The organism is Streptomyces sp. R44, assembly GCF_041053105.1.
Taxonomy (GTDB): domain Bacteria; phylum Actinomycetota; class Actinomycetes; order Streptomycetales; family Streptomycetaceae; genus Streptomyces.
Map to the genome: position 1 here is coordinate 8,804,034 of NZ_CP163444.1, position 21,642 is coordinate 8,825,675.

Sequence of the window (21,642 nt, forward strand, 5' to 3'; positions counted from 1 at the left end):
TCTGGACGCGCGTGGGGCGGTTCAGAAGTCGACCGCGTCGCGGTTCAGAAGTCGACCGCGTCGTGGATCAGAAGTCGACCGCGTCGCGGATCAGAAGTCGACCGCGTCGCGGATCAGCGGGCAGGTCATGCAATGGCCGCCGCCCCGGCCGCGGCCGAGTTCGGCGCCGATGATGGTGATGACCTCCACCCCAGCCTTGCGCAGCAAGGTGTTGGTCTGGGTGTTGCGGTCGTAGGTGAAGACGACACCGGGTTCGAGCGCCACGGCGTTGTTTCCGCTGTCCCACTGCTGGCGTTCGGAGGCGTAGACGTCTCCGCCGGTCTCGATCACCTGGAGCTCGGGCAGACCGAGGCCCTTGGCGACGACGTCGACGAACGGGGTGGTGCCCTCGTCGGTGATCTCGACGCCCGGCGCCTTGTCGGTCGGCCGCAGCGAGAAGGTGTGGACGGCGTCCATGATCGTCGGGTAGAGCGTGACGATGTCGCGGTCGGCGAAGGTGAACACGGTGTCGAGGTGCATGGCCGCGCGCAGCTTCGGCATGCCGGCCACGATCACATGCTCGGCGGCGCCGTTCCTGAACAGAGCGGCGGCGACCTGGGTGATGGCCTGGCGTGAGGTGCGCTCGCTCATGCCCATGAGGACGACTCCGTTGCCGACCGGCATGATGTCACCGCCCTCGAAGGTGGCCTGGCCCCAGTCCTGTTCGGGGTCGCCCCACCAGACGTTCGAACCCTTGAAGTCGGGGTGGAAGGTGTAGACGGCCTTCATGAGAAGCGTCTCGCCGTGACGGGCAGGCCAGTACAGCGGGTTCAGGGTGACGCCGCCGTACAGCCAGCAGGTGGTGTCGCGGGTGTAGAGCGTGTTCGGCAGGGGCGGCATGAGGTACTCGCGTGCCCCGATTCCCTCCCTAGCGAGGGACACGTACCCGGAGCGGAAATCATCGGGCAGGTCGGCCGTGGACAGTCCGCCGATGAGGAACTCCGCAAGCTCGCGCGGGGCGAGGGAGTCGAGGAACGCGCGGGTGTCGTCGACCAGCCCGAGGCCGACCTCGTTGGGCACGATCTTCCGGTCGAGGAGCCAGGCCTTCGCCTCGGAGATCGCCATGGTCTCGGCGAGCAGCTGGTGCAGTTCGACGACGTCGACACCGCGCTGCGTGAGTTTGTTGACGAAGTCGGCGTGGTCGCGCTGGGCGTTCTCCACCCACATGACGTCGTCGAAGAGCAGATCGTCGGAGTTGGTCGGGGTCAGCCTCCGGTGCGCGAGGCCGGGGGCGCAGACCAGGACCTTGCGCAGCCGTCCGACCTCGGAGTGGACGCCGAGCGCGGACGGGACGGAGCCGGTCTGGGTGCTATTCATGGTCAGCCTTTCCGAGGGAAGTCGGATACGTGTCGAGCCGGATGCGTGTCGAGCCGGATACGTGTCCAGCCGGATACGTATCCCGACAGGTTCAGAGCTCGATCCAGCCGGCGGCGAGGGCAATGACTCCGATGACGGCCCCGACGACGGAGACCGCACAGATGACGGCTTCGGCTGGGGAGAACAGGCGCCGGTTCTGCTCCCGCCTGGCCTTGACGAACAGGAAGGTGGCGGGGGCGTAGAGGATGAAGGAGACGAGGACGAACTTGAGCCCGGCCGCGTACAGGAGGAAGGCTGTGTAGAGGGTGGCGACGGCGGCGACGACCAGCTCGCGCCGGGTGCCGCCCCCGACCGCCCGCTCCGCCTGCGGCCGCAGCGCGATCTTCACGGCAAAGGCGGCGGCCAGGAGGAACGGGATGAGACTCAGGGCGCTCGTCAGGTCCAGGGCGAAGTTGAACGCGTCGTCGGAGAAAGCCGTGACGACCAGGACGACCTGGCTGAGGAACGTCGTCAAGAGCAGGGCCGGGACCGGAACGTCGTCACCGCTGGAGCGCCCGAGGAAGCGGGGCATGTCCTTGTCCTTGGCCGCGACGAACAGCACTTCTGCGGCCATCAGTGTCCAGGCGAGATAGGCGCCGAGCACGGAGACGATCAGGCCGACGCTGACGAAGGCCTTGCCCCAGGTACCGACGGCGGCCTCCAGAACGCCCGCCATGGAGGGCTGCCGCAGCTCGGCGATCTCGCTCATCGGCAGGATGCCGTACGACACGATGGTCACCGAGGCGAAGATCGCGAAGACGCTGAGGAAGCCCAGGATCGTGGCCCGTCCGACGTCCTCCCGGCGCTTGGCGTGCCGGGAGTAGACGCTCGCGCCCTCGACGCCGAGGAAGACGAAGACGGTGGCGAGCATCGTGCCGCTGACCTGGTTGAACAGCGATCCCGCGTAGTCGGCGCCTCCGAAGTTGTCCGCGAAGACGGACGGCTCGAAGTAGAAGAGCGCCAGGATGATGAAGACGATGATGGGGACGATCTTGGCGACGGTGACGATCCGGTTGATCGCAGCCGCCTCCTTCACCCCCCGGCGGATGAGGAGGAAGAAGCACCAGAGCCCGACGGAGGACAGGACGATCGCAAGGGCGGTGTCGCCGTCGCCGAGTGCCGGGGCGATGGCGCCGATCGTCGACATGATGAGGACCCAGTAGGTCACGTTGCCGACGCAGGCGCTGGCCCAGTAGCCGAAGGCGGAGAAGAAGCCGAGGTACTCGCCGAAGCCGGCCTTGGCGTACGCGTAGACGCCGGCGTCCAGGTCCGGGCGCCGGACCGCGAGCGTCTGGAAGACGAAGGCGAGCATCAGCATGCCGACGCCGGCGACCGCCCAGGCGATCAGCGCGCCCGCGACGCCCGTCTCCTGGGCGAACCGCCGAGGCAGGGAGAAGACGCCGGCTCCGACCATGGAGCCGACGACCATGGCGGTGAGCGTCAGCAGCGTCAGCTTGGCCGTGGGCGGCGACCCGGCGGAAGGAACCTCGGTACTGGTTTCCGGATGGGTCATGGCGTACCTCGTAGACGGGAGCGTTCCGTTGGGGCAGCGACCACCGGCCGGCCGCAGCCTGAGGGCACGCGCAGCGCAGACCGGGTCGGCCCGCCTTGCTCCTCGGTCTCCACCGGTGCCCCCTGCGCGAGGAAGTGACGGACGACCATGCTCGACCGCCCACTGAAAGGGGAATCTAGCCCCCGAGGGGTTGATTTGTCCTGATTTGCCAACCCTTTCACTCTGGAAGATCGCTCCAGTGGCGAAGGCGAGACAGTCAACGCAGCCTGGCCCCGCGGCGGCCCCCGGCCCAGCCGCCCATCAGAGTGCGCTGGGCGGACGCCCTTCGGCGCGCCGGGGCGGTGACGCCGGAGTGCTCCCGCCGAGCACTACGGTGACCGGGTCCGTGGCATCCCGGCACCGCAGTGCGCTATGGCGGGTGTTCGTACTTGTGGGGGCCCAGGCCACGTACATCTCCACGGCGATGAGGCTGAGGGTGGCCGGCAGGCGATGGCCGCGTCGGTTAGAGCCGGCGCGGGTTTCGTGGCGGCGCTCGAACCTTCGACCGCTCTCACTGGACCGATCGAGACGCCGGAGCAGGCGGCGAGGATGTGGCGCCCCGCTGCGCAGGTCGCTACCCCTTGGCCACGACCGGGCCGGCGGTGACCTGTGGACCGTGCGGGAGCAGGGGTGCGAGGTTGTCCCTGACGAAGGCGGCCGCCTGCTTGATCGATTCCTCGGCCCCGGCTTGGTCTTCGAAGACGCTGGTGGAGACCATCACTCCGTCTCCAGCGTCCACCCAGTAGTAGGCGACGAAACCGGGGACTCTGCGAAGGATGGGCACGAATCCCTCGTCCACTCGGCGTCCTGCCTCGGCAGAGTCGGTCACTCCTTCGTAACGCCGGATTACCGCGTACATGGGCGATCTCCTTATGGTTTTCAGGGGTCCCTGGCGCGAAACGACATACCCCTGCCGGGCGTCTCTCCACCGGAGGACGCCCAGAGTGACCTGGATAGACGCACCGGTGAGTACGGCGACCGGCACCTGCCCGGACTCGGGCGGCTCAGATCTGCCGGGTCTGCGGGGTGAGGGGCTGAGGGATTTCCGGTCCGACTGCGGGTTCGAACCACCGCACTGCGAGTCGCCCGCCCTCGAAGAGGTAGCCCCGCTGCTCCGTCCTGAGTCGTGAACGTGACAGCTGGCGAACTGCCGCTGCCCGTGGTCCGACAGGTGTGAGGACACCGGCAGCCGGAATGATCCCCGGGTGGCAGGGAAACGCCTGCCGGGAGGCTGAGAAACACCTGCGTGTCATCGCGGCCCGCCGGGGCGTCGATCGAAACATGCAAGGCACCTGATGCAGGCCAGGAGGTCTGGGTGACTGCAGCGCCACCCGGCCCACTCCGGAACCGATACCCCGCCCTGCTATCGGCGTGCCGCTCGGCGTTTGGTCTTTGCTCGTACGCGTTCTCGCAGCAGCGCCTGGTAGTGCGCCGACTTCTGACCACCGAGGTCGTAGTACTCGCAGAGCTCGGCCATCGTCGCGGCGTCCTGCGCACTACCGGTGAGACCGGCCTGCATGAGCAGCCAGAAGCCCTCCTGGAACATCGCACGGTACTCGTCATTCGCACGCGCCGCCGGCGAGGCATCGTCGTAACCCGTGCCGTAGGCCGCGCACATCAGCGTCTCCAGGAAGTCACTGCGGACCTCCGGCGAAACCTCACCGGCCAGTGCTGCGAGGATGACGCCGATCGCCGGGCCGGTGCACTCGGCGATGAAGCAGCTGTCCTCGACATGTCCGGCGAGGTCGTAGCCGAACGAGTCCTGGGGACTCTCGGCATTCAACAGCGTCTCGAACAACAGCGGCACATGCTCTGCCGAGTCGCCGCAGGCGCAACTCAGCGCGGTCCAGTCGTGCCGCGCCAGCTCGGCGCGCACCAGTTCGCTGACGCCCATTCCCACCCCAGTCGTCGAATCTCCGCTCGATCGAGTAGCCATGATCCCGTATCCGGGTCTGTGGGGCTGGCTTACCACCGGGCTTACCACGCCGCTCACCGGCGACTTCACCATGCGGAGTCGTGGCCTTGCAGGTCTGCCGCCTGGCTTGAAGCAGACCCCCGACGACGGCGCCGGGGCACGGTCGCCGTCGTCGTCAATCCCGCCGCCGACATCGACCCGGCAGCTGTTCGTCCAGGCGCTGGGAGGGATCTCCGGTATCGCCCGCTACGCTCCGGCTGACGTGCCCGCGTCGCTGTGCGGACGAGTATCTGAGCGGCGATTCTTTGCCGCACCCGGGGCATCGGTCTCACGGTTGGTCAGGACTTGGAGTGCGAGCGCACCCACGCACAGCAGCGCGTTCAGCGCCCAGATCGTCAGATAGGCGGAGAGCGCTGGGACGTCCGTGTCCCTGACGACCAGGGAGCCGAGGACGACGGCCGAGCCCGCGCCCGCGAGGCTGCCGCCCAGGGTCTTGAGGTTGTTGTAGACGGCGGTCGCACTCGCTGTGCGGTCCGGGGTACTGCGCTCCGCGATCAGTGTGGGCAGGCCGCCCAAGGCCAGGCCCATGCCGAAACCGGAAACGGCGGAAGCCAGGGCGAACAGCGGCAGCGTGGCGTGGCCGGTGATCAGCCCCACGTTGCCGGCGGCCATCAGCGTGAAGGCGAGCAGCAGGACGCGACGGTAGCCGGTGCGGGCCGCCACCCGGGCCACGAGGCTCGCCCCGGCGAAGGCCAGGACGTGGGGCACCGCGCCCCACGCGCTGATCTCCCAGGACGTGAGCCCGAAGCCGTACCCCTCGTCGGCCGTCGACGCGGCAAGGTACGAGATGCCGACTGCCTGTCCGCCCAGCATCACGGCGCCGAAGAGGAAACCGGAGACGTAATACGTCGCGGAGCGGGGGTGGGCCACTGCCCGGACGTCGACCAGGGCGTGCGGCCGGTCCCGTTCGAGCCGGACCCACCAGGCGAGCAGCGACAGGGAGAGAACGAGGCCGCCCAGGGTGCGCGGCGAGGTCCAGCCCCACGCCTGGCCGCGCGCCATCGTGCCGAGGAACAGCAGCAGCGCCAGGCCGAGCAGAAGTGCTCCTGCCCAGTCCATCCGACCGGGAGCGCGCGTCCGGGACTCGGGGATAGCGCAGTACGAGAGGGCCACACAGGCGCACGCGATGGCGGCGAGGACGCAGAGCGTCGCCTGGACGCCACCGGTGAGTTCGAGCAGGGGGCCGGCCAGGCCGTGGCCGAGGACCGAGCCGAAGGTGAGAGCGCCGACGAGAAGCGCTACCGCCCGCCGCGCGCCCTCGAGGTCGAGCCGGTCCCGTACGAGACCGATCTCCAACGGCAGCAGCGCCGCCAGGGGGCCCATGAGAGCACGGCCCACCAGCAGTACCGTCAGATTCGGTGCGAGGGCCACCAGTACGGTGCCCGCCGCGATACAGACCAGCGCGATCCGGACCAGTCGACGGTGCCCGTACAGATCGCCGAGGCGCCCGAACACCGGCACCCCCACCGCGGCGGCCAGGAACTGGACCGCCATGTACCACTGCGCCTGCGACGCGCTGATGGACTGCCAGTCCTGCACGGCGGGCACCAGCGCCGGGCCCGACCCCTGAAGGAGGCCACTGACCAGCTCGAAGACGACCAGCAGACCGACGACGGCGGTGACCCGGGGCGCCGCCACCTTCTCCGTACCGCCAGGCGCTGTCATGCGGACGCCCCTGCGGCGAGCCGCCGCTCCGCCAGCTCGGCGAGCAGCGCCGCCTGGCGGTGGAGCACCCGGTCGTCGAACATGGCCCGCGGGGAGTGGTTCTGCGGCGCCTTCTCCACGTCCACATCCTCGGGCGCCGCGCCGACCATCAGCATCGCGCCGGGCACCTGGTTCAGCACCAGGGAGAAGTCCTCCGAACCGTTGGCGGGCTGCGGGGCGTGCCACACCTCGCCCGCGCCGAACAGGTCGCGTGCCGTCTCCAGGGCGAACTCCGTCGCGGCCGGTTCGTTGACCGTGACCGGGTAGAGCATCTGGTACTCCACGTCCGCCTCCAGGCCGTGCGCGGCCGCGATCCCGCGCACCAGACGCGGCAGCCCCTGGGCCAGCCGCTCGTGGTTGGCCTCCGAGTAGCTGCGTACGGTCGCCTCGAACTCGGCCGTGTCCGGGATGACGTTCTGCTGCGTACCGGCGTGCAACCGTCCGACGGTCACCACCACCGGGTCGAAGACGTCGAAGGTACGCGTCACCCAGTTCTGCAGCGCGGTCACCATCTCGCAGACCGCGGGCACCGGGTCCTTGGCATGGTGCGGAGCCGAACCGTGCCCTCCCTCACCCCGCACCGTCACCCGCAGGACGTCGGACGCCGTCATGACGGTGCCGGGCCGGGACGCGACCCAGCCGCCCGGCAGCCGGTTGGCCGACACATGGAGTGCGAAGGCCGCGTCGAGCGGCTTGCCCGCCGCGTCCAGGACACCCTCGGCGATCATCGCACCCGCGCCGTTGTGTCCCTCCTCGCCCGGCTGGAACATGAACACCACGTCGCCCTGGAGGCTCTCCCTGCGGTCCGCGAGCAGCGTCGCCGCGCCGACGAGGCCGGCGGTGTGCAGATCGTGCCCGCAGCCGTGCATCCGGCCCGGCACCTCGGAGGCGTACTCCACCCCGGTGAGTTCATCCACCGGCAGTGCGTCCATGTCGCCCCGCAGCAGGACCGCCCCGCCGGGACGGCCACCCCGCAGCACGGCTGTGACGGACGTCAGCTCCCGGCCGAGCGTGATGTCGAGCGGGAGACCGTCGAGCGCGGCAAGGACTTTCTCCTGCGTACGCGGCAGCCGCAGACCGAGCTCAGGCTCGCGGTGGAGCGAGCGGCGCAGCCGCACGAGATCGGGCTGGAGCTCCCTGGCGCGTTCCAGTACAGACATGCTGCGTCAACCTCCTGGTACGGTTCCGGCTTTCGGTGGGGCAAGACTGAAGTACTCACCACCCCGTCGGCTCTGAATCGCAGGAAACACGCAAGGGGCATCGAATGACGCAGCATTCCGCACGCGGTGCGGTTCGGGCGCTCGACGACGTCGACCAGGCCCTGGTGCACGCACTGCAGATCGCCCCACGGGCCGGGTGGAACGAGATCGGCGCCGTACTCGGCCTCGACGCCGTGACCGTGGCACGACGCTGGCAACGGCTCACCGAAGCAGGCGCCGCCTGGATCAGCTGCTCCCCGTCGCCCGCCCTCGCCTCGGCTGGACAGGGAGTCCTCGCCTTCGTCGAAGTGGACTGCGCCGGCGGCAGCCTGCTGACCGTGGCCCAGGCCCTCGCCCGGCTGCCCCACGTCACTGCCGTCGAACACGTCAGCGGAGACCGCGACCTGCTGCTCACCGTGATGGCACCGGACCTCGCGGCACTCGCCCACTGGATGACCCGCGGCATCGGAGCCATGCCCGGCGTCATCGCCAGCCGCACCCACCTCGCGAGCACCGTCTACACAGAGGGAAGCCGCTGGCGGCTGCGCGCCCTCGACCGCACCCAGATCGCCCGCCTCTCCGACACCGAAACCGCCCGCACCGGGGCACCCGTCTTCCCGCTCACCGACCTGGACCACGCCCTCGTCGCCGCCCTTTCCATGAACGGCCGCGCCACCTACCGCGCGCTCGCCGACGCCTGCGGGGCGAGCCCGGACACGGTCCGCCGACGACTCGGCCGGCTCTTCGCCGCCGGCATGCTCCAGACCCGCTGCGAGGTCGCACGCCCCCTGTCGGAGTGGCCGGTCACGGTGATCCAATGGGGGCGCGCGGCCGCGGGGGAGCTGGAACGCGTCTCGCGCGGAGTCACCGGGGCCCGGGAGGTACGGCTGTGCGCCGGCGTCACCGGCCGGAACAACGTCCTCATCATCGCCTGGGTGAAGTCCCTCACCGACGTGCAGCGCTTCGAGGTACGACTCGCCCAGCGCGTCCCCGGCCTGGAGATCACCGACCGGGCCGTGGCCCTGTGGCCGCTGAAGCTCAGCGGCCATCTCCTCGACGAACAGGGCTACCGCATGGGCGGCGTCCCTCTGGACGTTCGCACGGCCGGGGGGACGACCCCGGCCTAGGCCGATTCCCTCGGATCCACCAAGGGTGCCCACAACCGGCCACGGAAGCGGGCCGCCGACGGCCCCGGGGGGAGCTCAGTCGCTGACTGTCTGTCGCCCGCGTCTGGCGGGGTTCTGCCGTCGCTGCAGCTGGGTCCCAGATGAGTGCGTCATCTGGTCGGTGGATGGCGGGCCGGCGACGGCGGTGTTGTGGTCCGACCGCGGAGATGCCGAGGGGACGGAGGGGGCGATGGGTCGTGTGAGGGCGTGCTCACGTTGGTTGTGGGTCGTTCGCGGGCTGTGGTGGGTTCTGTTCCACTGTGATCGTGAAGTGGGTGAGGACGGCTGGGGGCGGGAGGGGAGGGGCAACAGGGCGGTGGATGTTTCCCGAAGGCCACCGCTATGCGAGGTTTGCCCCGCTGCTTCTCGCGTTGACGTTCGTCAGTGGCTTGGTCGACGCGGCGAGTTTCCTCGGGATCGGCCGGGTGTTCGTGGCCAACATGACCGGCAACGTGGTCTTTCTCGGGTTTGCGCTGTCCGGCGTCGCCCAGCTGTCGGCCCTGGCTGCGGCCGTGGCGTTGACGGGTTTCGTGTCCGGGGTGCTGGTGGGTGGTGCGTGGCGTCGGGACGTGGAGGCGGGAAGGCTTCTCGTACCACTGGTGGCGGTGCAGACGTTCTTGGTCGCGATCGCGCTTGCCGCGGAGGTGGCGGGGTGGGGACGCTACGCCGTGCTGATCCCTCTGGCCTGCGGCATGGGCCTGCAGAATGCTGTTGTGCACCGTTTGGGCGTGCCTGATCTGACCACCACTGTCATGACCCGGACCTTGACGGGGCTGGCGGCGGACCGCCCTGGGCCTGCGACTGTGCGACGCGGGGTGTCGGTGGCGGTCCTTGCCGCAGGTGCCCTGTCCGGCGGGCTTCTGCATGCACGCACCGGAGTGGAAGGGGTGCTCGTCGCGGTCCTGGTGCTGTTGATCGTTGTCGTACTCGCCGCAGGCCGGTGGCGTTAGAGCTGGATGCTGGTCGTGCCGGCCTGTCCGGCGCTGTCGCGTTGGTCTGCCGGTAGAACGGCGTCGTCCGGTGGCGGCGCTTCCCGCGTCGACGAGTTGGCCGAACTCCGGAGGAAGGAGGGCTCAGGCTGATTGACTGAGCGGCAGGGGACACATGCCGTGGCCCTGTGGGCGACCCGCGTCGTCCGTATCGGACGAGGTAGTTCCATCGATGCCGGTGATACCGCTGTGACTCACAGGTAAGCGTTCACCTCTTGATACCCGTCATTGATCGGTAGCCGGTCCCGACCTGCTCCCCGCGCCGACGGGGGGTGGCCATACCAACGTTTCGAAGGTGGCCCGAGGCGGCCTGTTCCTCGCCGCCTGCGACTGGGCCACCGGCGCCGTCATCACCCCCGCGCGCCCTGCCGCGCTGCCGGACGTGCGGCGGTGAGAGCGGGGTCAGCATCCCGCGGCGGGCCCGGGTTCGTCGACGCCGCTACCTTCCCGCGGGGCACGGCCGGCAACGACACCCGCCTCCTGGCCCTGGAATCCGGCCCCGGATCCAGACACCTCGTCCTCCCCCTCTTGCTTCCGCACGGCTCGTACGCGTCGGCCTGACCCAGACCCGCCGCGTCGCCGACCTCGCGGACCGGGTCGTGCCCGTTCCAGCACCCCGCCCACCACCTGCTCGACGTACTGACCGCGCTGTATCCAGCTGCCGGGCCTACGGTGGCGGCATGAGCGACCCGGAGAAGAACAAGGCCACCGCCAAGGCGTTCTACGACCTGATGTTCAACCAGTGCCGACCCGCCGAGGCGATCGACCAGTACGCCGGCGACACCTACATCCAGCACAACCCGCACGTCGGTGACGGCAAGCAGGCGTTCATCGATTACTTCGAGCGTATGGCGGCCGAGTACCCCGGCAAGCACGTCGAGTACAAACGAGCCTTCGCCGACGGCGACCACGTCATCCTGCACTGCCACCAGACCTGGCCCGGCGACGAGGACTATGCGGGCATCGACATCTTCCGCTTCGACGCCGACGGCAAGATCGTCGAACACTGGGACGTCCTCCAGGCAATCCCGCCCACCTCCGAGAACGAAAACACCATGTTCTGACTGGTTCCCCGGAATCACCGACTCGGGAAGCCAAGGCGCGGCCAGGCGCCGAGTCAGGCCGGCCACCCACCCTCGGCGCCCCGCTCAACAGCTCGGTGAACGGGACGGGGCAGCGGACGAGCTCGTGCTCGTCCACGCGCACGACCACGCTGCGCGAACTGCTCGACGCCAGCGGCAACCCCCGCCTGTTGGCCACCGGAAGGCGCAACTGGGTGGGCACGTTCGCCACCCTGGTGACCCCCACTACCTTCATCGGCGCCTTGCTGCTCGACTTCGGCTACGCCTACACCCGAGGCCCCTCTACGCGTACTTCGGCGTCGCCGCCGCCACCCCCCCAGCTTCTCCACCCAGGAGTACGTGCTGTGCAGCGCTGGTGCGCTTTATGCGCCCGCCGGAACGGCGCTCGTCGTCGCCCTGGTCTGCGTCCCGGTCCCCTACGCGGAGCGCCGCCTGGGGAACCACACGCCGCCGCGGCCCGCGTGGCTGCGCCTGACGCCGTATCTGCTCTCGGCCTGCGGCGTGGTCCTCTTCGTCATCGGCATGCTGGGCGGCTTCCGCGCATGGGAGGCCGGAGCGAAGGACACCCCTCTCCTCCTCGGCAGCGTCCCGGTGCTGATGGTGTCCGGCCGGCTCCTGGCCTTCAAGGTCGCTGACGCCGCCATCCGGTGGCCGCGAGCGGCTGGCGCTCGCCCTCGTCATCGCGCTGGTCGGCCTGTGTTCCTTCCTGAGCGGCCCACGCCTACGTGAAGGAGCACGGCGGCGACGACGCCCGCTACTGGGCCCACCCCCTGTGGCTGCGTCCAGCCGTGACCTCGACACCGCAGAACGCCTCTACTTCCCGCCCGAACAGGTCCACCAGGCCCGCCTCCCTCCGCCCGGCATGCCCAGCGTTTCCGCTTCCGCTACGAGGGCCTGCGCCTCCTCGGTGAAGCGAACGGCCGGATGTTCCTGCTCCCGGAGGACTGGGGGCGACGGGCGGCAGCGTCCTCATCGTCCCGGCGAACGACGCGGCCCGCGTCGCCTTCCGCCCCGGCTGAGCCGGATGAGGGGCGCTACCGAACGACGAGCCGATCCACGCCGATCTGAGTCGGATAGTAGGTAAGGAGCGTCTCACCGGCCGCACACTCGGCGTAGGTGTTGACGACGGACTCGGCCATGATGGGCCTCGCTCCCTCGTTCAGCTCCTCGGCAAGGAAGGAGTGCCCCGGAGGGGGCTCCTTCAGCCCCTGGTGCTTCCCATACCAACTGGCCCATGAAGCTTGGGGGTCGTACCCCGGGGTCTTCGAGTGCCATGTCGGGCAGACCTCGTTGAGGCCCCATGCGAACTGACGGTAGGAGCTTCCAGCGCCCCGGTCGTACACCTGGAACACCGCACCGGGACTGCCCGCCGTGTAGCCGAAGAAGATCTTGAGCGATTCCTCGCGCTGCTCCGCCGCAGGAAGCACGTCCGACAGCGTGTTCTCGTTCAGGACCACCCCGCCCTTTTGGACGTGGCCTCCGTAGAAGAACTCGGGGCGAAAGGCGGGATCGCAGGTCGTCACTGCGTACGTCATGGCAGCGTTGTTCTTGTCGGAGATCACCTCGACCCAGTACTGCTCCCTGGGTCGATAGACGTTCCTCACGTACGGGCCACCGCTTTCGAGAGAGGTGCGGAAGACGGGCGGACCCAGCTCTTTCTGGATTTTCTCCAGCGTGTAGCCCGCTCGGAGCTGGCTGAGCTTGCGGTACTCCGCGGCATGCCAGTCCGTTCGAGCCTCTCTCAGGACGGTGACAGCCGTGCGTCGCCGTCCGACGACTCCTCACCGTGTCGCGCCGGCCCGGCAGGACCGGCGACCGCAGGGGCGCCACGCGCAGTCCGTCCTCCTCGAACGGGCTGATGTCCCAGCTGGTCATCCCGGTGATGCGAAGACCAGTTCGATACCGGTGAGAGGGGGGCCGGGCGAATTGCTCCGGCCACGCCCCGGGTTTATCCGGCGGTGTCTGCGGCGGCCGTGCCACAGAGACCGGCGGGCCATGGTTTCGGCGGTCATACCGTGCAGAACAGCGCTGAACACAACCAAGCACGGGTGAAACGCCAGCAGCCCGGGCAGTGGCTCCTCCCGGGTATCCGGCCGGGAGCCCACCGCTCCCGAGGCCCCTCACGAAGTGATGTGCGGAGGACGGCAGTCCGTCAGGGCGGGGATGGGAGCGGAGCGGAGCAAAGAAGGCGCTATCGAAGGACGTTGCCTTCTCCGGTGTCGCCATCAGCAACGTAGGCCGGCGTGTGCCGCTCCGGCAGCAGCCTCTGTCGCTTCCGCGTCAGCAGATGAAGGGCTCGTTTTACAGCGAATCCTCCACGGCGCCTTGGACCGGTGATGTCGGGCCGACCCGCGTGGCCGGGACTCCGAAGGGGTGTCGTGACAGACCTACCGGATCCACGGCATGATTCACGCCGGTAGCAGTACGTCGGGGTGGAAAGCGGGGGCTGTTCATGGGTGGGGGCTCACGCGCGGGGACATCGGGCAGGATCGAATACGGACCGCTGCCGCCGCGCTCAGTCTGGGGGCTGAGATGCCAGTTCTATCTGCAGTGGATCTATCTTCCCGTAGGTCTCGCCGTGGCCATGGTCGCCTCGCTCTTCGCCGGTGGCGGCGGGACACCGCTGTTCGGCAGCACACCGAAGGGGGTTCCGAAGGACCCGTACGGTGACAGCGTGTTGCTGTCCCGGCGCCAGTACCAGCTGGAACGGAACGGCACACCCGCGCAGTGGCGGGAGCGTGCAGGCTTCGCCCTGCGGCGGGCGATCGCACAAGGTTCCCAGGGCCCTGACGAGACGATCTCGCTTCCCGTCAGTGCTTACCGCGGACTGGGGCTTGAGGGTCTCGATGAGCTGGCCGGTGCTCTGGGGTGGCGTCTCGATAGGGAACGTCTACGGTTCGGGTCGGTGGCCGTCAAGCCGGTGCCTATTCCTCATTGATACTCGGCGACACCAACTGACCACCCAGAGCCGGTCGTGTGCCGCAGAGTTGCCGGACGCAGGGCGTGCCGGTCAGAACGGCTCGTAAGCTTCTTCAGCCACTCGGCGGTGCTCGCTTCCAGACGCGGAGCAACGCGTAGGCGTGTGGGGGGCCTCTTCCAGCGTGGATTCTGACTGGCCGGCATCGCTGGTGGCGCCGTCTCCGCGCTGTCGAACCGTCAGAACACCGACCCGGACCCGCGTGAATGGATGCCGCCTGCTCCCAAGGCCCACCCGTCAGAGAGCCGTCGAGGGGCTGGAGGCCCGGTGCGAAGCCTCAGGCGAGCGTCGGCGTGGGGGCAGGCAGGTAGGGGTGGTGTTGCGCCAGGCACGTTCGATGCACTTCTCCTTCTCGCCGACCGGGGCGAGACGCCCGCTCAGCCGTTCTTTCGGGGCTGACCGGCAACTGGCACGAGCTGGCGGCACTCGTTCTATCGCCATTCGATTCAGTGACCGCTATAGCGCTTAATGCCGTGAGGCGAGGCCCGTTCGTGCAGGGCTCTGACGGTCGACGTAGTCGACGGTTTGCATCATTCCGAGGTCTTCATGGTGGAGCTGGTGGCAATGGGCGATGGTGCGGCCGGTGAAGTCCTCGTACTTGACCAGGAAGGTGGCCGATTCACCTGGTTTGCCCCCAGCCAGGCCGATGGTGTCGTGCCAGACCGGCGGGTCGAGCCGTGCGCCGTTGCGGTGGGTGAGGAGGACCTGGTTGGTGTGCAGGTGGAAGGGGTGCTGGTGCGCCGGCAGGGTTTCGTCGGTGCGGACGGTCCATCGCTCGACGGAGCCGAGGCGCAGGGTGTGGTTGGTGTGCTCGGGGTCGAACAGGCCGTAGGCCGGGTCATGGGTGAGATCGCCGTTCGGATCGGCTGCGGGGGTGGCGCCGGTACCCAGGACGCGGAAGGCATTCGGGAACGCCCCGGGGAAGACGCCCGCATCGGAGTGGAAGATCACCTCCCGGTCCGCGTCGGGGTTGACGATGTCCCGCTCGTCGAGAAACGGCCTGCCCCGCGGCAGTGAGGTCGGCAGCTTCATCCGCGGTTCGACAGGCTCTCCAGCGACCTCGATCGTCATCAGCGGTACGGGCACCCCGTCGGCCCGCAGTTCGTACCGGCCGGAGGTATCGCCCTGGACCAGCACGTCAGCGCGGTTGCCCATGGCCAGGTCCAGCAGCTTCAGGGCGACGGGTCTGGCGAAGGAGACTCCGTCCTGCGCGATCTGGTGCATCGTCGGACCTTCTCGGTCTCCGACGACCCGGAGCCTCAGGGCGGTGAACGCGGTCGCGGCGACCAGCCGCCACCGCTGCACCTCGCCGGGGCGCAGGCGGACGGTGGGGTTGACCGCGCCGTTGACAGTGAAGGTGGAGGGGACGCCGATCATCCAGCCGCCCGAGGTGAAGGCGGGGATCTTGCCGTCCTTGACCTTGAGTTCGTTGATGCACACGACGAGGTCGGCGGCCGCGCTGATCTCGGGGACGTCGTCGACGTCGCCCTCGACGATGATCACTCCGGTCATGCCGCCGACGATCTGCTCTGCGATGGCACCGTGCAGATGCGGGTGGTACCAGTAGGTGCCGGCGGGGTGGTTGGCCGACACGTCGACGATCGTCACGTACCGCGGCTCCGGGGCACCGGCGGCGGCCTCGTCCGGGGTGCGCGGCGCGAACTCGCGCAGGACGTTGTCGGCGAGCCCGGACGGGGAGACGTGCATTCCGTGGGTGTGCAGGTTGAAGCTGTTGGGGTGGTGCGGCGTGTTGTGGCCGCCGACGTGGGGCGGGTTGGGCGGAAGGCCGTTGACATGCGTCAGCCGCAGGGTCTCCCCGCCCCGTACGCGCAGGGTCGGTCCCGGGATCGTTCCGTTGTACGTACGGGTGGTGATCCGGCCGTAGCCCGGCACCGAAACGTCCGTGAACCGGACGTCGAGCGTCTCTTCCATCACCGCCGACGCCGAACCGGGCACCAGTCGCGAGGTCAACACGGGAGGCTGCGGGAAGGGCGTCGACGCCGCAACCGCGCGCCGCCGGCCCAGGAATCCACCGGACGCCACCGCCAGACCTGCGACGTGGAAGGCCTTCACCACTGACCGACGGGTGATTCTGCCGCTTTCTTCCACAACGGGGCAATCTATATCAAGTGGATCATAGGATGCCGGTAACGCACCGTAGGCACCGCCGGCTGCCGCAAACGGCCAACCCCAGGCGTTCGGCCAGGGCTCGGCCGGAGGGCTGCCGGCACGGCTGCGACGCTCCGGCGGCATGCATCGCGGGCTGGGCGAACGACGTCGCCTCACCAGCGTGAAGAGGGTCGAGCCCAAGCAGTACGACGCCTACCAGCGCCCTCGGAACTTCGCTTGCGGCATACCGGAGACGGGACAAGCTGCTGGCTCACCTCGAGGTCGTGCCGGTGGAGATCGAGCTCGTGCCGGGATTCACTCGGGACGTGACGGGGTGGGGACACCACGGCACGGGCGACCTGGAGCTCCAGTTGCGCTCACAGGAGGACGGGGAGCGAGCGATGGAGCTCCTCCCGCTGTGGTACGCGGCTCCTGCTGTCGAACGAGGCTCCTGCTGTCGAACGAGGCTCCTGCTGTCGTACGCGGCGGCGCAGTGCCGAGATCCTGGTGCGGCTGGGCGGTGGCTTCGGACGAAGGTGCAGGACCTCCAGCGCTGTGGAGAAGGTCGTCTTCGCGTGCGCCGGATGTCGTTCACCGGCAGCGGCGCGGAAGGTGTGGCACTCGTAGTGCGGCTCGGGCCGCGTTGGCGCCGGGGGCACCGTGGACGCCTCCGCCGGGGTGCGCCGTGGCGGAGCAGAGGTAGAGCCCGCGGATCGGGGTGCCTGGTCGCCCGGTGCCGGGGAGCGGGCGGAACATCAATTGCTGGTGAAGGCTGGTCGTCCCCTGGTTGACGGCACCCCCCACCAAGGCGGGGTTGAGCCGCTCCAGGTCGGGAGGAGCCAGCACGCGCCGGGCCAGGATGGCGGCGCGGAATCCGGGTGCCAGACGTTCGACGATCGACTCGACGCGGGCGGCGATCGCCTCCTTCTCGGGAGTGTCCCAGCGGCCGGCGATGCCCTCTTCCCCCGCGTCGGAGCGGATGCGCTGGGGGACGTGGGTGTAGGCCCACGCCGATTCGGTACCGGCCGGAGAACGGCTGGGATCGGCCGTGGTCATCTGCCCGAGCACCAAGAACGGCACGTCCGGCACCTGGTTCATCGCGAGCTGCCCGGCGAAGCGGGTCAGCGCGTCGACGCCCTCGGCGAGATGCACCGTCCCCGCCCGCCGCGCGCCCGCGGACGCCCAGGGGATCGGTCGTGACAGGGCCCAGTCCACCTTGACGGTGGCGAAGTCCCACTGGAAGCGGCGGAGATCGGCGCGGAGTGGCGTCGGCAGGTGCTCCTCACCGAGGAGCCGTTCGTACAGCAGGGGAGCGGGGACGTCGGCGAGAACCGCACGGCGCGCCGCGATCTCCGTACCGTCGCCGACGCGTACGCCGACCGCCCGGCCGTTGCGGACGATGACGCGGGAGACCGTACGGCCGCAGAGCACCCTGCCTCCGTGGTCGCGCAGGCGCGCGACGAGGGCATCGGTGAGCCGGCCGGCGCCGCCGACCGGCACGGGGAAGCCATGATCCTGGCCGAGCATGCACATCAGCCAGCCGAAGCCCCCTCCCAGGGCAGATTCAGGACCTAGGTCGGCATGGAGGGCGTTGCCGGCGATGAGCAGGCGGCCCCCGTCGCCGGCGAAGTGCTCCTCGCCGAACCGGCGGGCGGGCAGCAGCATCATGCGCAGCAGGCGCAGACACTCGTCGGCTCCGGTACGAGCGGCCAGCCGAAGTGCCGCCCGAACGGGCGGGAACGGGGTGAAGAGGCACCCCACGAGATCCTCGCCGACGCGGCCCCACAGACGGTGCAGGCGTTCCCAGGCGGGGCCGTCGGTGGCGGCGAAGCCCGCCAACGAGGCAGCGGTGCGCCCGAGGTCCCGACTGAGGACCGGGCATCGGCCGTCCGCGAGCGGGTGGGCGACGACCTCGGGGGCGTGACTCCAGCGCAGGCCGTACCGGTCGAGCGCCAGGTCATGGATGGCGGGCGACGCCGCCGCCAGCGGGTAGAACGCGCTGAACACGTCGTGCACGTAGTCGGGGTGGACACCGCGGTCGCTGCGCACGGCGCCCCCGGGCCTGTCGCTGGCCTCCACGACGACGACGTGCCAGCCGGCGTCGGCCAGGATGTTCGCCGCCACCAGACCGTTGGGGCCCGAGCCGATGACAACGGCGTCAGGCACGGTCACGGTTCCGCTCCTGCTCAGACTCGGCGATCTCGCCCAGACGGACGAGCATCCGCCGGTTCCGCCAGCGGGTGAGCGCGTCGAGGGCGGAATTGTGCCAACGTGCCGTCGGCCCGCGCAGGGGGTGTTCGTCGACGATGACGAGGGTGTCGTCGCCCCACGGTTCGACGAGGAAGGCGATGCGGGCGGTGCCCAGGTCGGTGTGAGCCTCCAGTTCGAGCCGGCGGACCGGTTCGCAGAGGCGCGAGATCGTCCGGCCGCGGTAGGGCCACGGTCCGATGCGGAGTGTGTAGCCCAACGCCGAGCCCGGGGCGGGCCACTTCCCCTCCTGCTCCCAGGAGTCGTGGGTTCCCACCACGAACCGCGAGTAGGCCTCGCCGTTGCTCAGTACCGACCAGACGGCGTCGGGCGGGGCTTCGATGAGTCGGTTCCACTGTGCCACGGCAGATCTCCTCACAAGGGCCGGGTACGGATACGGGTACCGAGGGCGCCCGCGGCACCGGCCAGCAGCGCCAGCGCCGCGACGCGGCGGGCCGCCGTGCGCGCCCGTCCGTGGTGGCCACCGCTCACGGCCGCGGTGTCGCCTGACGGTGTGTGGAGCGCGCCGGGCGTGACCGCCGCCGTGCCGGGAGCGCCGAGATAGCCGTGCTCGGTGCGGTGCCGGATCAGGGCGCGTACGAGCCCTGGGGCGACAGCGTGGGACCAGGGCAGAAGCCGGGCGCCGGGGCCGACGAGCACGCGTCGTCGGGGGTGGGCCGCGGCGCGCACCACGGCCCGTGCCACTCGTTCGGGAGTGGCGAGGGCGGGCATGGACCGCACGCGGCGGCCGGTGTGATTGGCGGCGTGCGCGAAGAACGGTGTGTCGACGCCGGCGGGCAGGACCGTGCACACATGGACGCCGTGGTCACCCGTGAGCGCCAGTTCCTGACGCAGCACGTCGTCCAGGGTGGCAAGAGCGGCCTTCGAGACGGCATAGGCGCCCATGTACGGCGCTTCGACCGCGCCCCCGAGGACGGAGGACAGGTCGATGAGGACCCCGTGCCCCTGACGCCGCATCACGGTGAGCGCGGCGTGCGCCCCGTGGAGGGTGCCCAGCACGTTGACCTCCCAGAGACGGCGCACCTCCTCCGGGGGCACTTGGTCGAGCCGGCCGAGGATCCCGACACCGGCGGCGTTCACCCAGACGTCGATGCGGCCGTACCGGTCGAGTGCGGTCTGGGCGACACGGGCCACCGCCTGCGCGTCGCCGACGTCCGCGCTCACGGCGACCGCCTCGGCCAGGGGATGGGCGGCCGCGCATTCCCGCACGACCTCGTTCAGCACGTCCGCGCTGCGGGCGGTGACGACGGTCCGGGCACCGCGGGCGGCGAACGCACGGGCGACGGCGCGCCCGATCCCGCTCGACGCGCCCGTGACCACGGCGACGATTCCAGGTCCGATTCGGATTCCGGGTGCGGGTGCGGGTGCGGGTGCGGGTGGGGGTGGGGGGTCGCGTCTCCTCATGTCCCGCGAGTCACCCGTATCGGCGGAATCATTCGGAGGGTGAATGAACCGAGGGCTGCTTGAGGCGTCCGGTCGGGGGCAGGCGCGCTGATACCAGGCCGCCTGCCCGGTGGCCCGACCGACCGAATCCCGGGAGATGGATCGTGACCACAGCACGCGAGATCATGACGCCGGACGCCACCTGCATCGGCGCCGGCGACAGCATCCTGAACGCGGCGAAGAAGATGACCGACCTCGGGGTGGGCGCGCTGCCCATCTGCGGACGCGACGAACGTCTCAAGGGCATGCTCACGGACCGCGACATCGTCGTGAAGGTCCTCGGCGCCGGAAAGGACCCCGCCACGTGTACGGCCGGCGAGTTCGCCCAGGGTGAGGCGGTCACCATCGGTGCCGACGACGACGCCGCCGAGGTCCTTCGGACGATGACCGAGCACAAGGTCCGCCGCCTGCCCGTGATCGACGGCCACACCCTCGTCGGCATCGTCGCCCAGGCAGACGTCGCACGCGCCCTGCCCGACCCGCAGGTCGGCGAACTCCTCGAAGCACTCTCCAGCTGACCCGGCGGGGGGAAGCAGTTCGCATACGTGACCGAGGAGGCGTGATGAAAGCCGTGACATGGCAGGGCCGCCGGAAGATCGAGGTGGTGACCGTTCCGGATCCGCGGATCGTCGATCCCACGGACGCCGTGATCCAGGTGACGACGACGGGCCTGTGCGGATCGGACCTGCATCTGTACGAGGTGCTCGGACCGTTCCTGGACGCGGGGGACATCCTCGGCCACGAGCCGATGGGAGTCGTCGCCGAGGTGGGGCGCGAGGCGCGGGAGCTGAAGGCCGGCGACCGGGTCGTCGTGCCGTTCAACGTGTCCTGCGGTACCTGCTTCATGTGCGAGCGCGGCCTTCACTCCCAGTGCGAGACGACCCAGGTCCGTGAGCACGGCAGCGGCGCGAGCCTCTTCGGGTACACGAAGCTCTACGGGCAGGTGCCGGGTGGACAGGCCGAGTACCTGCGCGTCCCCTTCGCCGACACGCTCCCGATCCGAGTTCCCGAGGGGCCACCGGACGAACGGTTCGTGTACCTCTCGGACGTCCTGCCGACCGCCTGGCAGGCGGTCGTCTACGCCGACGTCCCGCCCGGCGGCAGCGTCGCCGTTCTGGGGCTCGGGCCCATCGGCGACATGTGCACCCGCGTCGCCGCCCATCGCGGGGCCGGACAGGTGATCGGCATCGACCTGGTGCCCGAACGGCTGGCCCGCGCGGCCGCCCACGGCGTACAGATCTACGACCTGTCCCAGTACGGAGATCATCTCGTCGACGCGGTCCGCGACGCGACGGACGGCCGCGGCCCGGACGCCGTGATCGACGCCGTCGGCATGGAGGCGCACGGCAGTGTCGGAACCCAGGCCGCGCAGACCGTGACCGGCCTGCTCCCGGACGCCCTGGCCTCTGCCGTGATGAAGAAGGCCGGGGTGGACAAGCTGGGCGCACTGAAGCTCGCCATCGAACTCGTACGCCGCGGCGGCACCATCTCCCTCTCCGGTGTCTACGGCGGTGCCGCGGACCCGTTGCCGCTGCTCACGATGTTCGACAAGCAGATCCAGCTGCGCATGGGGCAGGCCAACGTCCACCGGTGGGTCGACGACCTGCTGCCTCTGCTGACCGACGGGGATCCCCTCGGGGTTGAGGGCTTCGCCACCCACCACCTGCCCCTGGACGAGGCCCCACGGGCGTACGCCGACTTCCAGAAGAAGCGGGACAACATGGTGAAGGTCCTCTTCCATCCCGACGACCGAGCCACGGCGGCCTGAGCCCGGCGTTTCCGC

General features: G+C 69.7%; 18 protein-coding genes and 1 pseudogene. 8 read left to right on the top strand and 11 right to left on the bottom strand.

What is annotated here, in order from left to right:
* Positions 1 to 90: 90 nt before the first annotated feature.
* From AB5J54_RS40810 to AB5J54_RS40835, 6 genes are all read right to left on the bottom strand, one after another.
* Positions 91 to 1,356 carry an arginine deiminase gene (locus AB5J54_RS40810; RefSeq protein WP_369149091.1) on the bottom strand — a complete coding sequence of 422 codons (1,266 nt, stop codon included), beginning with the start codon at positions 1,354 to 1,356 and terminating at the stop codon, positions 91 to 93.
* Between the two features lie 91 nt (positions 1,357 to 1,447).
* On the bottom strand, positions 1,448 to 2,908 hold the full coding sequence (locus AB5J54_RS40815) for a basic amino acid/polyamine antiporter (RefSeq protein ID WP_369149092.1): 1,461 nt from the start codon (positions 2,906 to 2,908) through the stop codon (positions 1,448 to 1,450).
* A 613-nt stretch (positions 2,909 to 3,521) separates the two neighbouring features.
* Positions 3,522 to 3,731, bottom strand: coding sequence for a hypothetical protein (locus AB5J54_RS40820; protein ID WP_369149093.1), 210 nt, complete (start codon positions 3,729 to 3,731; stop codon positions 3,522 to 3,524).
* A 579-nt stretch (positions 3,732 to 4,310) separates the two neighbouring features.
* Positions 4,311 to 4,841, bottom strand: a complete 531-nt coding sequence (locus tag AB5J54_RS40825; RefSeq protein WP_369149094.1) for a hypothetical protein — start codon at positions 4,839 to 4,841, stop codon at positions 4,311 to 4,313.
* A 267-nt stretch (positions 4,842 to 5,108) separates the two neighbouring features.
* Complete coding sequence (locus AB5J54_RS40830) at positions 5,109 to 6,587, bottom strand: MFS transporter (protein WP_369149095.1); 1,479 nt, start codon at positions 6,585 to 6,587, stop codon at positions 5,109 to 5,111.
* The gene (locus AB5J54_RS40835; RefSeq protein ID WP_369149097.1) at positions 6,584 to 7,786 is read right to left on the bottom strand and encodes a M20 family metallopeptidase; all 1,203 of its coding nucleotides are present in this window, start codon (positions 7,784 to 7,786) and stop codon (positions 6,584 to 6,586) included. The genes AB5J54_RS40830 and AB5J54_RS40835 overlap by 4 nt, the downstream gene beginning before the upstream one ends.
* Before the next feature lie 104 nt (positions 7,787 to 7,890).
* Between AB5J54_RS40835 and AB5J54_RS40840 the strand changes: the two genes are divergently transcribed.
* From AB5J54_RS40840 to AB5J54_RS40855, 4 genes are all read left to right on the top strand, one after another.
* Positions 7,891 to 8,952: an Lrp/AsnC family transcriptional regulator gene (locus tag AB5J54_RS40840; protein ID WP_369149098.1), complete on the top strand. Its 1,062-nt coding sequence runs from the start codon at positions 7,891 to 7,893 to the stop codon at positions 8,950 to 8,952.
* A 359-nt stretch (positions 8,953 to 9,311) separates the two neighbouring features.
* The gene (locus AB5J54_RS40845; RefSeq protein ID WP_369149099.1) at positions 9,312 to 9,941 is read left to right on the top strand and encodes a YoaK family protein; all 630 of its coding nucleotides are present in this window, start codon (positions 9,312 to 9,314) and stop codon (positions 9,939 to 9,941) included.
* Between the two features lie 719 nt (positions 9,942 to 10,660).
* Entirely contained in the window at positions 10,661 to 11,044 is a 384-nt protein-coding gene (locus AB5J54_RS40850; protein WP_369149100.1) for a nuclear transport factor 2 family protein, read from the top strand.
* 357 nt (positions 11,045 to 11,401) lie between these two features.
* On the top strand, positions 11,402 to 11,791 hold the full coding sequence (locus AB5J54_RS40855) for a hypothetical protein (RefSeq protein WP_369149101.1): 390 nt from the start codon (positions 11,402 to 11,404) through the stop codon (positions 11,789 to 11,791).
* Positions 11,792 to 12,096: 305 nt separating this feature from the next.
* On the opposite strand, the gene AB5J54_RS40860 is transcribed toward AB5J54_RS40855, so the two are convergent.
* Positions 12,097 to 12,807 (bottom strand): ETEC_3214 domain-containing protein, encoded by a 711-nt coding sequence (locus AB5J54_RS40860; protein WP_369149618.1) that lies wholly within the window; start codon positions 12,805 to 12,807, stop codon positions 12,097 to 12,099.
* 833 nt (positions 12,808 to 13,640) lie between these two features.
* Between AB5J54_RS40860 and AB5J54_RS40865 the strand changes: the two genes are divergently transcribed.
* Entirely contained in the window at positions 13,641 to 14,000 is a 360-nt protein-coding gene (locus AB5J54_RS40865; RefSeq protein WP_369149102.1) for a hypothetical protein, read from the top strand.
* A gap of 504 nt (positions 14,001 to 14,504) precedes the next feature.
* Here the strand turns inward: AB5J54_RS40865 and AB5J54_RS40870 are convergent.
* On the bottom strand, positions 14,505 to 16,010 hold the full coding sequence (locus AB5J54_RS40870; protein WP_369149103.1) for a multicopper oxidase family protein: 1,506 nt from the start codon (positions 16,008 to 16,010) through the stop codon (positions 14,505 to 14,507).
* Between the two features lie 319 nt (positions 16,011 to 16,329).
* Here AB5J54_RS40870 and AB5J54_RS40875 point away from each other — a divergent pair.
* A pseudogene (locus AB5J54_RS40875) lies at positions 16,330 to 16,558 on the top strand (transporter); the annotation flags it as partial.
* 181 nt (positions 16,559 to 16,739) lie between these two features.
* Here the strand turns inward: AB5J54_RS40875 and AB5J54_RS40880 are convergent.
* From AB5J54_RS40880 to AB5J54_RS40890, 3 genes are read right to left on the bottom strand one after another with little or no spacing between them, the layout of a single operon-like run.
* A complete protein-coding gene (locus AB5J54_RS40880; protein WP_369149619.1) occupies positions 16,740 to 18,314 on the bottom strand; it encodes a phytoene desaturase family protein in 1,575 nt (524 codons plus the stop codon).
* A complete protein-coding gene (locus tag AB5J54_RS40885) occupies positions 18,307 to 18,759 on the bottom strand; it encodes an SRPBCC family protein (RefSeq protein WP_369149104.1) in 453 nt (150 codons plus the stop codon). Before AB5J54_RS40885 ends, AB5J54_RS40880 begins: the two co-directional genes overlap by 8 nt.
* A gap of 11 nt (positions 18,760 to 18,770) precedes the next feature.
* The gene (locus AB5J54_RS40890) at positions 18,771 to 19,736 is read right to left on the bottom strand and encodes an SDR family NAD(P)-dependent oxidoreductase (protein ID WP_369149105.1); all 966 of its coding nucleotides are present in this window, start codon (positions 19,734 to 19,736) and stop codon (positions 18,771 to 18,773) included.
* A 227-nt stretch (positions 19,737 to 19,963) separates the two neighbouring features.
* Between AB5J54_RS40890 and AB5J54_RS40895 the strand changes: the two genes are divergently transcribed.
* Positions 19,964 to 20,377: a CBS domain-containing protein gene (locus tag AB5J54_RS40895; RefSeq protein ID WP_369149106.1), complete on the top strand. Its 414-nt coding sequence runs from the start codon at positions 19,964 to 19,966 to the stop codon at positions 20,375 to 20,377.
* A gap of 44 nt (positions 20,378 to 20,421) precedes the next feature.
* Positions 20,422 to 21,627 (top strand): alcohol dehydrogenase catalytic domain-containing protein, encoded by a 1,206-nt coding sequence (locus tag AB5J54_RS40900; protein ID WP_369149107.1) that lies wholly within the window; start codon positions 20,422 to 20,424, stop codon positions 21,625 to 21,627.
* Positions 21,628 to 21,642: the final 15 nt, after the last annotated feature.